Source organism: Sorangium sp. So ce117 (assembly GCF_051524395.1).
Taxonomy (GTDB): Bacteria; Myxococcota_A; Polyangia; order Polyangiales; family Polyangiaceae; genus Sorangium; species Sorangium cellulosum_B.
Genome location: NZ_CP150309.1, coordinates 9,874,027 through 9,890,855, shown reverse-complemented (window position 1 = coordinate 9,890,855; position 16,829 = coordinate 9,874,027). Strand labels below are relative to the sequence as shown.

The 16,829-nt window shown below is 67.9% G+C and carries 5 protein-coding genes; all 5 read left to right on the top strand.

The genetic code is table 11. From position 1 onward, the window contains the following. Positions 1–128 precede the first annotated feature (128 nt). The 5 genes from WMF46_RS37095 (at position 129) to WMF46_RS37075 (ending at position 16,819) form a co-directional block, all read left to right on the top strand. Positions 129–10,646, top strand: coding sequence for a SpvB/TcaC N-terminal domain-containing protein (locus WMF46_RS37095; protein WP_437981532.1), 10,518 nt, complete (start codon positions 129–131; stop codon positions 10,644–10,646). A gap of 12 nt (positions 10,647–10,658) precedes the next feature. Next, complete coding sequence (locus WMF46_RS37090; RefSeq protein ID WP_437544801.1) at positions 10,659–11,015, top strand: hypothetical protein; 357 nt, start codon at positions 10,659–10,661, stop codon at positions 11,013–11,015. Positions 11,016–11,161: 146 nt separating this feature from the next. Further along, a complete protein-coding gene (locus WMF46_RS37085; RefSeq protein WP_437981531.1) occupies positions 11,162–12,502 on the top strand; it encodes an RHS repeat-associated core domain-containing protein in 1,341 nt (446 codons plus the stop codon). Positions 12,503–12,508: 6 nt separating this feature from the next. Beyond that, complete coding sequence (locus tag WMF46_RS37080; protein WP_437981530.1) at positions 12,509–13,051, top strand: hypothetical protein; 543 nt, start codon at positions 12,509–12,511, stop codon at positions 13,049–13,051. A 240-nt stretch (positions 13,052–13,291) separates the two neighbouring features. Continuing rightward, complete coding sequence (locus WMF46_RS37075; RefSeq protein ID WP_437981529.1) at positions 13,292–16,819, top strand: RHS repeat domain-containing protein; 3,528 nt, start codon at positions 13,292–13,294, stop codon at positions 16,817–16,819. Positions 16,820–16,829: the final 10 nt, after the last annotated feature.

Sequence of the window (16,829 nt, the reverse complement as noted above, 5' to 3'; positions counted from 1 at the left end):
CGATGACGTCCGGGTGGATGAGACAGGTGTGGCGGCGGTGCGCGGGTTGCGTTCTCTTGCTCATGGTGGTGAGCGCGCCCCTCGGCGCGTGGGCTCAAGCGTTGACGTTGCGCCGGATAGGCGATCCCTTGCGCGCGCGGCTCACCGGAGCTCGCGGCGGCGCCGAGCTCGCGGCGGCGCTCGCCGGGGACGCCGCCGCGCTCGCGAGCGCGGCAGACCCCGCCGGCGGCCCCGACGGCCTCGCCGTCGTCCCGATGGTGGCCTTGCCAGCGGACGTTCGCGCCGATGGCGCCGGCCCGGGGGCGGACCCGTGGGTCCTGTTCGACGGCCGCGATGATACGGGGCTTCGCAGCGAGACCGGGGAGAAGGTGCGGATCCGGGTCTCGTTTCCGCAGCCCACCGCGCTCGAGGCGCTCGCGCTGTACGGGCGCAGCGAGGGCGCGCTCACGGTCCGTGCGGAGGACGGCGCCGAGCTTCAGGCCATCTCCGGCCTCGTCGACGTGCCGCTCCACGACACGGGCGAGCGCTGGACGCGCCTTCCCATGGCGGTCACGGCCCAGCACGTCGTCATCGAGTGGCTTCCTTCGGGCGAGCGCGGGCCGCAGGAGATCCTGTTCTGGAGCGCCGGCGCGCCCACGCGCGGTCTCTCGGAGGTGGAGCTCGCCGATCGCGTGCTCGCGGGGCGGCTCACCGGGGCTTACCAGTTCGCTGCGACGTCCGAGCGGGCCACCGTGACGCGCACGGGCGGCGAGCAATCGCTGTCGCTCCACGTGGACACCGATCCACGGGCGCTCGCGCGCGCGTTCCTCGTCTACCAGCTGGAGGGCCGCGGGCACTGGTCGGGCGTGAACCGGCAGATCAACGGCACAGCGCCGCGCGGCGGCTCCCTGGCGGCAGCGCCCGCGACCGGAGGCCTGCAAGTCGAGGAGATCGCGCCCGTGTGGCTGAGGCGCGGCGATAACGTGGTGCGGTTCCGGCCCTCCGCGGAGCAGGAGCACGGATTCACCGTGAGCGCGCTGCGGGTGGTCGGGATCCCGCACGCCGGTGTGGTCGAGGCGCGTCCCGCTGCCGAGGCGCGCGCCCGGCCGGCCGGCGGCGAGCGCGCGCCTCGCACGGAGGCGCTGAGCCTCGATTTCGGCGCGCGCGTGGCGCCGCACGCGCTCCTCTTCCAGCTGAGCAGCGCGGGCGCCGGGGAGCTCCGGATCGCGCCCAGCGAAGGCGCCGAGGGGCTGCGCTTCGACCTGAAGGACCTGCCGCCGGGCTGGCACCGGTTCGATCTCCCGGAGTCAGCGACATGGCCGGGGGCGGCCTCCGTGCAGATCGCGCGGGCGAAGGGGAGCCGCGCCGAGGTTTCGGACGTCGCCGTGGTGGCGAGCCCCGTCCCCTCCCGCGCGCGGAGGATCGCGCTGAGCACGCCGCTGCATGGCGAGTGCGCCGAGGGAAGAGCCCATGTGCGCGGGTTCCTCGATCTGGCCGGCGAAGACGCGTCGCGAGCACGGCTGTTCGCCGGCCCGGAGCCGGTGGCGCTGGGCGACGACGGCAGCTTCGAGCTCACGCTCCCTGAGCCCGAGGGGGCCAGTCACCGGACGTGGACGGCGCGCCTCGAGGCGCGGCTCGAGGACGGCACGCGCCTCGGTCGCGAGCTCGAGCTCGGTCCGTGCGCCGCGGGCGCCGCCCCGAGCGGGCTCGTCGTGGACCACGGCGCGCCCTATGGCGCGGTGGTGAGCCCGGACAAGGGCGCGGTGCTCTCGTTCGCGGGCGCCACGCTCGATATCCCGCCTGACGCGCTGGAAGAGACGACGCGCATCACGATCCGCCCGCTGATGCCTGTCCAGGTGCAGCCGATGGGGCGCGCGATGCGCAATGTGACGCCCGAGGGGCGCGCGTTCCGCTTCGGGCCGCACGGGCTCAAGTTCAAGAAGCCGGTGAAGCTGACGTTGCCTGTCGACGCCGCGGCGATCCCGAGCGGCGCCAGGGCCAGGGAGATCTTCGGTTTCTACTTCGACGAGACGGTCCAGCGATGGACGAAGCTCGGGCGCGTCGAGGAGGGCGGGGGCCGGGAGCTCACGAGCTTGACGGATCACTTCACCGATTTCGTCAACGCGGCGATCTCCATGCCGGATCAGCCGGGCGCGCAGTCGTTCGATCCCAACGCGATGAAGGGGATCCAGCTCGCGAGCCCGTCTGCGGGCGTGTCGTTCATCGAGCCGCCGGAGGCGAACGGCCGGGGCACGGCGCAGCTGTCGTTCCCGATCGAGGTGCCGCCGGGCCGGCACGGCATCGCGCCGGATCTGGCGGTCACGTACGAGAGCGAGCTGGGCAATGGCTGGCTCGGCGTGGGGTGGGATCTGCGCGTCTCGGCGATCGAGATCGACACGCGGTTCGGCGTGTGGCGGTACACGGGCGACGAGCTCTACACGCTCGACGGCCAGATGCTGCGGGCCATCCCCGGTCAGCCGGGCAGGTACGAGCGGCGCGTCGAGGGCGCCTTCGATCGCATCGAGCGCCTCGGGGCCGATCCCAAGAGCTTTCACTGGGTGGTCACCGACAAGGACGGCACCCGGTATACCTACGGGCAGAGCGCGGGCGCGCGCCTGACGGACCGGTCCGGCGAGGTCGGGATCTTCCGCTGGAACCTGGAGCTGGTGGAAGACACGTTCGGCAACCGCATGCGGATCTCGTACTTCAAGGATGCGCCCGAGGGCGAGGACTGGGTGCAGCTCTATCCGCAACGGATCGATTACACGGAGCACGAGAGCGGCTTCCCTGGAGCGCACTATCACGTGGTCTTCTCCGTGGACGACGGAGCGCAGCGGAGAGACATCGTGAGCTCGGCGCGCGCTGGCTTCGAGGTGCGGACGACGCGGAGGCTCACGCGCGTCGACGTGACCATGGGCCAGGTGCCCGGCGCCGAGGAGATCATCCGGAGCTATCATTTCGCGTACGACACGCCGGACCCGCGGCACCATCACAAGTCGTTGCTGAAGAGCATCGCTGTCCACGGAAACGGCCGTGAGGAGCCGCTCTACGAGCACAGCTTCGAGTACTTCGGCCTCGAGCAACAGGACGGCGAGCTCCAGGTGTTCTCGGCGCCGACGGAGTGGAGCCGCCCCGCGGAAGGGCGCGATGGCCTCGGGGCCACGAGCTCGGTCGAAGGGGGGCTCAGCGCGTTCGTCGGCGTGGGGCCGACGGTGTGTGATCCGCACGCCGGGGTGGGGGTCTCCGTCTCGTTCGGGGCGGACGACGAGGACGTCGCGTTCACGGACATCAACGGCGACGGGCTCCCGGATTTCGTGGGCAGCAACGGCGTCTGGCTGAACTCGCTCCCGGATCGGTCGAGCGGAAACGCGTTCTCGCCGGAGAGCGTGGGCAGCACGCACCAGATCACGGCGGGCCTGCAGGGGGCGATGCACCTGTTCCAGGAGCTCGGAGGGTATGGTCTCAACCGCGCCTGGAGCACCGCGACCGCGCAGAGCCTGCTGCTCGACATCAACGGGGATGGCTTCCCGGAGCTGCTCGATGGGAGCGGGGCGACGCTGAACCCGAACAACGCGCGGCTGGGGCCGGGCGCCCGCGGCGCCGGGTTCACGATCGACGAGGATTTCAGCGATGGCGAGCAGGTCGAGGCGCTTCGCAACGCGTTCTACCGGACCAGCGCGCTGGTGAAATGGACGCCGCCGATCGACGGTATCGTCGTCATCGACGGCGGCGTGTCGCTGGCCGGGGGCGGCGCGGGAGACGGGGTGATGGCGTCGATCACGAAGACGACGCCGGTGCCGCGGTCGAATGACAAGTTCCACCGCGACCACCAGCTGCTCTGGCAGAGGGACATCGGGCCGAGCGACGCTGCGTGTGTCCCCGAGGGCGACGGGGGGTGCGGGAGCGGCGTCCGCGTCCGCGTCCGTCCGACGGATGCGCTCTTTTTCCGCGTGGACCCGAAGGAGGACATCGAGGGCGACATCACGCGCTGGAACCCGCGCATTCGCTATACGGAGCTCTGCGTGTCGGACTCCTGCTTGCCGATGCTGCCGCGCGAAATGAGGCGCCCCGACGCGCTCGGGCGTCCGATGTATACCTATACCTTCGCGGCCGACTTCTCCGTGCTCGACCGGAGCGTGCCGGGCTGGGTCGCGGGGGCAGACGGGCAAGTCACGGTGCAGGCGAGCTTCGTCCGGACCAACGCGAACGATGCGTTCTGGGTGCGGCTCGTGCGCCAGGACGTCGACTCGGGGCAGAGCGTCGAGCTCGATCGGACCAGGGTGTCGGGCGCGCAGCTCAGCACCGAGATCGCGAGGCCGGTGTCCGTGCTCCAGGGCGACCTCCTGTTCCTGTACGCCGAGCTCGGCGAGAACGTGGTCCACCCGTCGCGCGTGCAGTACCAGGGGTTTGCCCGGTACACCGAGGTGTGCGGCCACGACGCGGATCCGGGGAGCTGCCGCGCGGTAGGGGAGTGCGCGCCCAGGTCCGGTGCTCCGTCCGGTAAGAGGGTGTGCGGGCTCGAAGCGTTGCCCGGCGACGGCGGGCCGATCTCGGTGCCCGAGGAGTCGATCGTGGCGCCCGTGCAGCTGAGCGACAGCACGACCGGCGGGACGGCGCTTTCGCTGTCCCGGCTGGCCATGCCCGAGAGCGGGACGGTCAGCCTGCTCGGCTCCGCCTCGAAGCAAGCGACGGAGGGGCCGGTGACCCTGCGGGTGGATCGCGAGAGCGAGCGGCTGTTCCGGGAGCTGCTCGGAGCGGAGGCGATCTCGCCGGCCAGGAGCGTGCCTGGCCCGAGCGATCCGGTGGTGTTCCCGGTGACGGAGGGCGAGGAGCTCGCCTTCACGAAGTTCTTCGAGAGCGCAGCGGACATGGACACATCGCTGTCGGATCCCGGAGCGTCGGTGTCGTGGCTCCCGCAGCTCGTCTTCAACGAGACGGGGACGGTGCTGGACGTGCCCGCCGTGAACGCTCGAGCGATCCCGGATGGGAAGCTGGAAGCCCGCATGGTGGGCGGCTTCCGCGGCTTCAGCTATGGCGAGTGGACGACGGAGTACCCGTTCGACGAGAACCAGCTCCGCCGGAGGCCGGAGGAGAACAGGCCGCCTTATTTCACGCGCGTCGAGCCGCACTGGGAGGGGTACCACGCGGGCTGGTCGCCGGGCGAGGCCGGGTTTCCTCTCGTGGGCAGCGTCAGCGGCCCTGTGTTCCGGGGCTCGGGCGCGGACATGTACATCCGGGCCGGGGAGCTCAAGCCGTCGCGCGTCGGCGGCGTCCGGCCGGAGGACGTGGCCAACGTCCCCGGGCTGAGGAAGAGCCACAACGGCTCGTCCTCGGGGGAGCTCGCGCTCATCGGGTCGTTCCAGGTGACGACCGGGACCACCGAGTCGAAGCTGGAGCTCGTCGACGTCAACGGCGATGGGCGGCCCGATGCCGTCACGCAGGGCGGCGTGCGCATCCAGACGTGCGGCAGCGGCGGCCGGTGCGACGGCCAGCAGCCGGGGCATTATGACGCCCCGACCGTCGGTGGGCTGGGGGACATCCGGGTCATCGAGACCATGAGCGCGCGGTTCGGGTTCGGCTTCGGATCCGCGGCGTCGGTGGTCGCCGAGAAGATCGAGGCGAGCGCCGAGACCAAGGAGGTGCTCAGCGTGCTGCCCTCTCTCGGCAAGAGCTGGGGCACGTCGCAGACGACGAACGACCTGCTCGACGTGAACGGCGACGGGCTTCCGGACAAGGTGAGGAGCGCGGGCGGCGTGCTCCGTGTGGCGCTGAACCTCGGCCACCGCTTCAGGGAGGAGCGCGCCTGGGCGGCGATCGATCCGAGCGGCGATCCGTTCGAGCCGCTGCCGGAGGTCGACGGGGATCCGCTGACCGCGCTGAGCCGGGTCTGGTCCCCGGAGAAGCTCGAGTCGGTGCGGGTGCAGGACAACACGACGAACAGCCTGCAGGTGGGTTATGCGGGGATCGGCGGCGGCATCGCGCACACGGTGAGCCGGACGCTCGTCGACTTCGTGGACCTGAACGGTGACAGGCTGCCCGACCGGGTGATCAAGCAGCCTGGACAGGGCTACTACCGGGTCCGGCTCAACCTCGGTGACCGCTTCGGGCCCGAGGAGAGGTGGAGCGCGCCGGCGGTGAGCGGCGCGCTGCCGTGGGGGGTCGCGCTGGAGAAGGAGTACACGAGGGAGATCAACGGCAGCAACGACGCGCTGTCGTTCTCGGAGACGACGGCGTTCAACGCGGGGTATGGCGTGCCGATCAAGATCCCGACGCCGTACGTGTGCATCGTGCTCGAGATCGCGGCGCAGCTCGGGTTGAGCGACGGGCGGAGCGAGCTGGGATGGGAGGACGTGGACGGCGACGGGACGGCGGATCACGTGCTGAAGCTGAGCGAGGGGATGCTGCGCGAGAGCGACCCGGCGCTGCGGGCGCGGCTGAACCTGACGGGCAAGACCAACCGGCTGTCGCGCGTGGTGCGTCCGCTTGGCGGCAGCATCCGGCTGGACTATGCGCGTGAGGGCAACAAGGTGGCGTATGCGAGCAGCCCGGACGAGCTGAGCGTGGACATGCCTGGCAGCAAGTGGGTGCTGTCGCGGGTGGAGGTGGACGACGGCATGGGCACGCCCGCCTACGTGCACACGTTCGATTACCACCAGAGCGGGTTCTACGACCGGGCGGAGCGCGAGGACTACGGCTTCGCGCAGGTGACGGCGGAGCGCGAGGACGGCTCGCAGATCGTGACGCGTTACCACAACCAGGACTATTACCGTCGCGGGCTCGTGGCCGAGGTGATCGAGCAGGACGCCGAGGGGCGGCTGTTCAGCCGGCAAGAGGTGGTGTACCGGGCGCCCGGGGCGCAGGCGACGCTGACGGGCTCGTTCTTCCCGGCGGAAGAGCTGCGGACGATGTCGTGGTATGAGGGCAAGACGACGGACCCGAGCGCGCCCGGCAAGCAGACGAGCGAGGAGCGGGACTGGGACGACCGCGGCAACCTCATCGGGGTGATCGAGCACGGCGAGCCAGGCACGCTGGAGGACGACGTCACGACCACGATCCATCACGTGACGTACGACGGGCCGCACATCGTGCGGGCGGACAGCGTCGAGGTGCGCGACAGCGCGGGGACGCTGCTGCGCGGGCGCACCGCGGGGTACAACGAGGTGACCGGAGCGGTCGAGTGGATCACGAGCACGGTGATCGGCGGCAAGGATCCGGCGACGGGCGCGCCGTACACGGGAGACGCGTCGACGAATCCAACATGGGAGTTCACCCACGACGTGTACGGCAACCTGGAGCAGGCGATCGAGCCGCGGCGCTTCACGCTGACGTACGAGTACGACGATGTGGCGGAGACGTACCTCTCCCGGGTGGACGACTCGTTCGGTTACTTCTCGGAGACGTGGTCGGACTACCGCTACGGCGCGGTGAGCGCGGTGCGGGACGTCAACGGCCATGAGGTCCATTACGACTTCGACGCGTTCGGGCGGCTGCGGGCGGTGTTCGGTCCGGACGACCCGCCGACGGCGGCGGAGGCGACGATCGCGTTCGAGTATGCGCTCCAGCCGGGGGAGAGCGTCGCCCTGCCGGCGTGGGCGCGGACGCGGCACAAGGACGTGCAGCACCCGGGGGATCCGATCGACACGGTGACGTTCATCGACGGGCTGGACCGGGTGATCCAGACGAAGAAGGACCTGGAGAAGGATCCAGGGACGGGGGCCGCGCCGGTCGTGGGGATGAGCGTGAGCGGCCGGGTGGTGCTGGACGAGCGGGGGCGCGTCTGGCAGCAGGGGCAGCCGGTGTTCGCGACGGGAGAGGCGACGGCGTTCGTGGACGTGGCGCTGAAGCACCCGACGACGTTCGAGTACGACGTGCTCTCGCGCATCGTCGAGCGGAGGGAGCCGGACGAGGAGGCCGAGGCCGGCGAGGCGGTGACCACGACGAGCTACGATATCGACGAGCTCGATGGCGTGGCGATGTTCGTGGCGACAGAGGTCGACCCGAAGGGGAAGGTGCGCAAGGCGTACCAGGACGTGGACAACGCGATCGTGGCGGTCGAGGAGCGCAATCGGCTGCGCGGGTCGGAGGCGTGGACGACGCTGATGACGCGGTACGGGTACAGCGCGGTCGACGAGCTCGTGCGGGTGACGGACACGCGCGGGAACGTGACGACGGCCGCGTACGACACGCTGGGACGGATGGTGACGCTGACGAGCCCGGACATGGGGCGCACGGAGTGGCGCTACGACCGGTCGGGCAACGTCGGGGCGCGGCAGACGGCGAAGCTCTTGGCGGAGGGCGCGGGCAAGCTGATCCGGTACGAGTACGACTTCAACCGGCTCAGGCGGGTGAACTACCCGGACTCGACGGACGTGACGTATGTGTACGGCGCGCCGGGCGAGGCAGGCGACGAGCATGGCAACCGGGCCGGGCGGCTTGTGGAGGAGCAGAGCGAGGCGGGCAAGAGGACGTTCTGGTATGATCGGCAGGGGAACGTGGCGAAGCTGGCGACGGAGTTCCCCCGGCTGCGGGAGCCGCACCGGGGGCCGTACCAGGCGACGATGGAGTACGACTTCGACGCGTTCGGGCGGCTGCTGTCGCTGAAGTTCCCTGGCTCCGGGGCGGAGGTGGTGACGTACGGCTACGACCGAGGGGGCCTGGTCCGGTCGGCGGTGGGAACGAATACGCAGATCAACCCGCAGCACCCGGACGAGCCGCCGGTGACGCAGTACCTGCAGCACATCGGGTACGACGAGTTCGAGCAGCGGGTGAGGGTGGTGCACGGCAACGGGATCGCGACGTCGTATCGGTATTACGAGAAGTCGCGGCGGCTTCAGGAGATCAACGCGGACCACCGCGACAGGTACCTCGTGGAGCGCGGGCAGCCGGCGAGGGCGTTCCAGCGGATGCGGTACGAGTACGACGCAGCGGGCAACCTGGAGCGCGTGAGGAACGAGGTGCCGTACGAGCAGGACATGCCGGGCTCGGTGCTGGTGGGGCCGACGACGCAGGACTACGGGTACGACGATCTGTACCAGCTGATCTCGGCGAGGGGGACGTACCAGGACCGGAGAGACTGGCAGTTCCGGTACCGGCTGTCGTTCTCGTACGACGAGATTGGCAACCTCCTGACGAAGGACCAGGCGAGCTACCGGTACGTGCCGCAGGCGTGTCCCACGCCGGTTCCGGCTGGGTGCGACGGATGGCGCGAGGATCATGCGATCCGGGAGCAGACGTACCGGTCGGAGTACCAGTACCCGGGCCCGCAGCCGCACGCGCCGAAGCGCATCGAGGAGCACCTGGTGGCGGAGTCGATGCCGTGGCCGCGGGAGATGCGGTATGACGCGAGCGGCAACCAGACCGGCTGGACGTACCGTGGCTCGGACACGCGGACGACGGACTGGAACGAGGAGAACCGCGTCACGCGGGTGACGCAGAACGGTCAGGTGCTGTCGCGAATGCTGTACGACGGCGACGGGGAGCGGCGGGTGCACCTGCACCACGTGAGCGGCGAGGAGGAGACGGCGTACCACGACCAGCACCTGACGCTGCGGGACGGGCGGTTCGTGACGAAGCACATCTATGCGGGGCAGACGCGGATAGCGAGCAAGATGGATCCGGACTGGTTCCGTGACCCGCCGACGCTGTACTACCACCCGGACCACCTGGGCAGCACGAGCTTCGCGTCGAACAACGAACAGACGCTGACGCAGCGGGACGAGTACTTCCCGAGCGGGGAGCTGTGGATCGACGCGTCGGATTCACGGTACGAGCTGAGGCGGGCGTACGTGTTCACGGGGAAGGAGCTCGACCAGGCGACGGGGCTGTACTACTTCGGGGCGCGGTACTACGACCCACGGAGCAGCGTATGGCTGAGCCCGGATCCGATCCTGGACGAGTACATGGGCGGAGGGCCGAGCGGAGGGGTGTTCAACCCGGGGAACCTCGGGCTGTACAGCTACACGCTGAACAACCCGGTGAACCTGGTCGACCCGGATGGGCGGAGCGCGCAGGGGGCGCATCGGAACTTCCCTCCGGGGGCCAATGGGTGCAGGCACCCGAGCTGCTTCAACGGGCCGGCGGGGCAAAAGTACCACCAGGAGCAGATGCTGCAGCGGATGAACGCTGGCGCTGCGGCGGCGGGTCGCACGTCTCGCGGTATCGGGGACGGCATGCGCCGGCTGCTGTTCAGGTTCGTGATGCAGCAGCAGCAGGCTGCTCGGCCGCCGGCGCAGCCAGCAGCAGCGCCCGCGCAACCGCCGCCGGCCGCACAGCCGGCGAAAGCGGCGCAGCCTGCGCCGGCGGCGAAGCCGCCCCAGGGGGCGGAGGCGGCGAAACCGCCACAGGCGGCACCAAAGGGGGGAGGATGGGCTCCGCCGGCCGAGGCCTCAGCTAAGATCCCAAGCTCGTGGGGGGCGGGGAATCCGACAAAGAAGGGGGTAGGCGTGAGATGGCAAGATCCGAAGAACCAGGGGAACGGAGTCCGGATCGATCGCGGTAACCCGAACAATAGCCAATCGCTGCAGCAGGTGGATCATGTCGTTGTTAATTCGAATGGGCGGATTGTTGGGCCCGACGGGAAATCAATTCCTGGTCCTTTGAGCGAGCATCCTAACGCTCATATTCCACTGTCGGACTGGTTGAAGTGGAAAAGCTGGAATGCACCTTGATCGGTGGTGTCAATGAGTGACGGAAAGTATGTGCGGGAGCGTGTTCGGGAGGTATTGGTGCTGCTGTCGAGCTTGCAGCTGCAGCGTGCATACCAAACGCGGGCTCCTGCTGTGAACGTGGCAGAAGAGCTGTTTAATCAATGGGATGATTGGTACAGGCCAGATAATCCACAATTTGGTGCTCTGTTCACTGTTGATGAGATTCGTGCGCTCGGAGAGTTCTCGAAGATCATCGATGCCATCGCCGAAGAGACCCCTCAGGTGCTTCCTCCGCTGGAAGAATTCACGCAGACAGATGCGTGGAGGCGGCTTTGTGCCGAGGCACAGAAGGCTCTGGGTGTACTGGCTATCCAGGGGCCGTCGGACTGAGGTGTTGGCCAGATGGGTGACGTCGTAGAGTGGCAGATTGATGAGGGCAGTGTCAGGATTGGATGGTTCTGCGGATGAAAATAAGATTCTGACGGTTGGCGCTGAATTGTTTCGCTCAGTTGCCAGCGAGAGGCGTTCTGCCTGGATTGGAGACATACTCGAAGCCGGTCACCTGGGTGACGGAGTGGAACGAGGAGAACCGCGTCAGCCGGGTGAGCCAGAACCAGCAGTTGAAGTCGCGGATGCTGTACGACGGCGACGGGGAGCGGCGGGTGCACCTGCACCACGTGAGCGGCGAGGAGGAGACGGCGTACCACGACCAGCACCTGACGCTGCGGGACGGGCGGTTCGTCACCAAGCACATCTATGCGGGGCAGACGCGGATAGCGAGCAAGATGGATCCGGACTGGTTCCGTGACCCGCCGACGCTGTACTACCACCCGGACCACCTGGGCAGCACGAGCTTCGCGTCGAACAACGAGCAGACGCTGACGCAGCGGGACGAGTACTTCCCGAGCGGAGAGCTGTGGATCGACGCGTCGGACTCGCGGTACGAGCTGAGGCGAGCGTACGTGTTCACCGGGAAGGAGCTCGACCAGGCGACGGGGCTCTACTACTTCGGGGCGCGGTACTACGACCCGAGGAGCAGTGTGTGGCTGAGCCCGGATCCGATCCTGGACGAGTACATGGACGGAGGGCCGAGCGGAGGGGTGTTCAACCCGGGGAACCTCGGGCTGTACAGCTACACGCTGAACAACCCGGTGAACCTGGTCGACCCGGATGGGAGGAGCGCGCAAGGGGCGCACCGGAACTTCCCGCCTGGGGCCAATGGTTGCCGGCACCCGAGCTGCTTCAACGGGCCGGCGGGGCAAAAGTTCCATCAGGAGCAGATGCTGCAGCGGATGAACGCTGGCGCTGCGGCGGCGGGTCGCACGTCTCGCGGTATCGGGGACGGCATGCGCCGGCTGCTGTTCAGGTTCGTGATGCAGCAGCAGGCTGCTCGGCCGCCGGCGCAGCCTGCGGCCGCGCCGGCACAACCGCCGCCGGCCGCGCAGCCGGCGAAAGGCCCGCAGCCAGCTCCGGCGGCGAAGCCGCCGCAGGCGGCAGAAGCGGGGAAGGCGCCTGCGACGCAGGCAGCACCACCGAAAGGAGACGCAAAGGGGGACCTGAAATGGGGAAATTCCGCGAGCAAACCAACCTACGGTCACACCTTTGACACTCATGGGGCAGGAGCAAAGAACACCAATGCACTCCTCGGACGCGCAAGAGGTCCCAAGGGCGGCCCTCAAGGGCAATGGACCGATAATAAATCTGCTGCGAAGTGGCTTGCAGAGCAAAGAGCGGGAATTACCGAGCCCACGACAGTTGCCCTGCCGGAAAAAATGGGTCAGGTAATTCGACCGGATGGTTCGATTGTTCCGGCAACGAAGGCCACACTCGTTCCACTGCCGAACGGTGGATACCGAACCGCATACCCTGTGGAGTAAGCATCTATGTTTGAAGTGAGGCTGACTGTGCCCAGTGTTCTGCCACGAAGCGAGAGCGGTCAATTGGAATATGATCCAGAGCTCGATGATCTGGGGTCCGTGCTTCGGGATATATGTGAGGCGCTAGAGGCCGCAGGGGTGGGCTTTCATGTGCGTGTCTGTTCTGATGAGTATTGGCCTGTCACGGTTAGGACCGATCTGTTGGTGGTGATCGAGCAACTCGGAGACGCGCTCGAGCTCTTGGCTCAGGGGCAGGTGGGTAAATTGGAATTCTACGAGCAGGGGGTCGAGCGGGTGGTTTTGCTTACTCCCCATGGTGGAGAATTTTTGATTCAGTGCAATGATCTGATCGTGAAACCAACATCGCATACGGACACCATTTCGGTGTCGTGTGAGTTGGTGCTCAAGGAGCTGGTGGGTCTTGCGGGCGACTTTCTTCGTGTGTCCAAAATTTGCTGCGGGAAGTTGGCTAGTCACTATTGGTTTGTTGAATGGGCAGACGGTTTGCAGCAGCAGATGGAGAAGCTTCGGAAGTCGAAGGGTGAGTAGTCGCATGACGGCATTGGTGGTCCTATGTGGGCGTACGGTTAGCGGGGCGGTCGATTCTGCCAATAAAATCGATCGGTTTACCGTGGCCATCCGGGGGATCGACATTTCGATCGCGGGCTGTGATCGTGACGCTATGGCGAAGCCCATCGACAAGCCCACATCGGCTCTCTGTGCCAACGCCGGCTGAGACAGGCTCCACCTGAAAATCTGTGGTGAGAGGGCGGAGAATGGATCGGACCCGTGCTGAAGCGCATCGCTGTCCACGGAAGCGGCGGTGAGGAGCCGCTCTACGAGCACAACTTCGAGTACTTCGGCCTCGAGCAACAGGACGGCGAGCTCCAGGTGTTCTCGGCGCCGACGGAGTGGAGCCGCTCCGCGGAAGGGCGCGATGGCCTCGGGGCCACGAGCTCGGTCGAAGGGGGGCTCAGCGCGTTCGTCGGCGCGGGGCCGACGGTGTGTGATCCGCACGTCGGGGTGGGGGTATCCGTCTCGTTCGGGGCGGACAACGAGGACGTCGCGTTCACGGACATCAACGGCGACGGGCTCCCGGATTTCGTGGGCAGCAACGGCGTCTGGCTGAACTCGCTCCCGGATCGGTCGAGCGGAAACGCGTTCTCGCCGGAGAGCGTGCACAAGGACGTGCAGCACCCGGGGGATCCGATCGACACGGTGACGTTCATCGACGGGCTGGACCGGGTGATCCAGACGAAGAAGGACCTGGAGAAGGATCCAGGGACGGGGGCCGCCCCGACCGTGGGTATGAGCGTGAGTGGCCGGGTGGTGCTGGACGAGCGGGGGCGCGTCTGGCAGCAGGGGCAGCCGGTGTTCGCGACGGGCGGGGCGACGGCGTTCGTGGACGTGGCGCTGAAGCACCCGACGACGTTCGAGTACGACGTGCTCTCGCGCGTCGTCGAGCGGAGGGAGCCGGACGACGAGGCCGAGGGCGGCGAGGCGGTGACGACGACGAGCTATGATATCGACGAGCTCGATGGCGTGGCGATGTTCGTGGCGACAGAGGTCGACCCGAAGGGGAAGGTGCGCAAGGCGTACCAGGACGTGGACAACGCGATCGTGGCGGTCGAGGAGCGCAATCGGCTGCGCGGTTCGGAGGCGTGGACGACGCTGATGACGCGGTACGGGTACAGCGCGGTCGACGAGCTGGTGCGGGTGACGGACACGCGCGGGAACGTGACGACGGCGGCGTACGACACGCTGGGGCGGATGGTGACGCTGACGAGCCCGGACATGGGGCGCACGGAGTGGCGTTACGACCGGTCGGGCAACGTCGGGGCGCGGCAGACGGCGAAGCTCTTGGCGGAGGGCGCGGGCAAGCTGATCCGGTACGAGTACGACTTCAACCGGCTCAGGCGGGTGAACTACCCGGACTCGACGGACGTGACGTATGTGTACGGCGCGCCGGGCGAGGCAGGCGACGAGCATGGCAACCGGGCCGGGCGGCTTGTGGAGGAGCAGAGCGAGGCGGGCAAGAGGACGTTCTGGTATGATCGGCAGGGGAACGTGGCGAAGCTGTCGACGGAGTTCCCCCGGCTGCGGGAGCCGCACCGGGGGCCGTACCAGGCGACGATGGAGTACGACTTCGACGCGTTCGGGCGGCTGCTGTCGCTGAAGTTCCCTGGCTCCGGGGCGGAGGTGGTGACGTACGGCTACGACCGAGGGGGCCTGGTCCGGTCGGCGGTGGGAACGAACACGCAGATCAACCCGCAGCACCCGGACGAGCCGCCGGTGACGCAGTACCTGCAGCACATCGGGTACGACGAGCTCGAGCAGCGGGTGAGGGTGGTGCACGGCAACGGGATCGCGACGTCGTACAGGTATTACGAGAAGTCGCGGCGGCTTCAGGAGATCAACGCGGACCACCGCGACAGGTACCTCGTGGAGCGCAGGCGGCCGGCGAGGGCGTTCCAGCGGATGCGGTATGCTTACGACGCAGCGGGCAACCTGGAGCGCGTGCGGAACGAGGTGCCGTACGAGCAGGACATGCCGGGGTCGGTGCTGGTGGGGCCGACGACGCAGGAGTACGGGTACGACGATCTGTACCAGCTGCTCTCGGCGCGCGGGACGTACCAGGACCGGAGAGACTGGCAGTACCGGTACCGGCTGTCGTTCGCGTACGACGAGATTGGCAACATCCTGACGAAGGACCAGGCGAGCTACCGGTACGTGCCGCAGGTGTGCCCGACGCCGGTTCCGGCTGGGTGCGATGGATGGCGCGAGGATCATGCGATCCGGGAGCAGACGTACCGGTCGGAGTACCAGTACACGGGCCCGCAGCCGCACGCGCCGAAACGCATCGAGGAGCACCTCGTGGCGGAGTCGATGCCGTGGCCGCGGGAGATGCGGTATGACGCGAGCGGCAACCAGACCGGCTGGACGTACCGTGGCTCGGACACGCGTGCGACGGAGTGGAACGAGGAGAACCGCGTCAGCCGGGTGACGCAGAACGGCCAGGTGCTGTCGCGGATGCTGTACGACGGCGACGGGGAGCGGCGGGTGCACCTGCACCACGTGAGCGGTGAGGAGGAGACGGCGTACCACGACCAGCACCTGACGCTGCGGGACGGGCGGTTTGTCACGAAGCACATCTATGCGGGGCAGACGCGGGTCGCGAGCAAGATGGATCCGGACTGGTTCCGTGACCCGCCGACGCTGTACTACCACCCGGACCACCTGGGCAGCACGAGCTTCGCGTCGAACAACGAGCAGACGCTGACGCAGCGGGACGAGTACTTCCCGAGCGGTGAGCTGTGGATCGACGCGTCGGACTCGCGGTACGAGCTGAGGCGAGCGTACGTGTTCACGGGGAAGGAGCTCGACCAGGCGACGGGGCTCTACTACTTCGGGGCGCGGTACTACGATCCGAGGAGCAATGTGTGGCTGAGCCCGGATCCGATCCTGGACGAGTACATGGAGGGGGGGACGAGCGGGGGAGTGTTCAACCCGGGGAACCTGGGGCTGTACAGCTACACGCTGAACAACCCGGTGAACCTGGTCGACCCAGATGGGCGGCAGGCGCAAGGGGGACACCGGAACTTCCCGCCTGGGGCCAATGGGTGCAGGCACCCGAGCTGCTTCAACGGGCCGGAGGGCGGCAAGTTCCACCAGGAGCAGATGCTGCAGCGGATGAACGCTGGATCCGCTGCGGCGGCAGCTGGTCGTACCTCGCGCGGTATCGGCGACACCATGCGCCGGGTGCTGTTCAGGGCGGTCATGCAGCAGCAGGCTGCTCGGCCGCCGGCGCAGCCAGCAGCCGCGCCGGCGCAACCGCCGCAGGCCGCACCGCCGGCGAAAGCGGCGCAGCCGGCGCCGGCGGCGAAGCCGCCCCAGGGGGCGGAGGCGGCGAAGCCGTCACAGGCGGTGCCGCCCGCGCAGCCGTCTGCTACCAGTAGTAAAGGAGGAGGAGCGGGTTCGTCGTCGTCCGCAAAACGAGCAGCGGCTTCCATGCGTCGGGTCGGCGAGGTGCTTGATACTGTTGATGATGTGATGGCCAACCCTAACCTGTTGGACGGTATGAAACCCCAGGATCTCATGCTTCGGCTCGGGGGAAAGCCACCTGGAAACTGGCGAGTAGAGAAGTTGGCGCACGGAAAGCACGCGGGGCAGGGATTTATGTTGCGTCAGTACAACTCAGGCGGGAAACCGACCGGTCGAATGATTCAGTGGCACCCCGGTGGTGGTCATCATGGACCACAGCCATATTGGAAGGTTAATGCTGGTCACAGTCCGGTTCGAGTGGGACCTCAATTCTAAATGGAGGCGA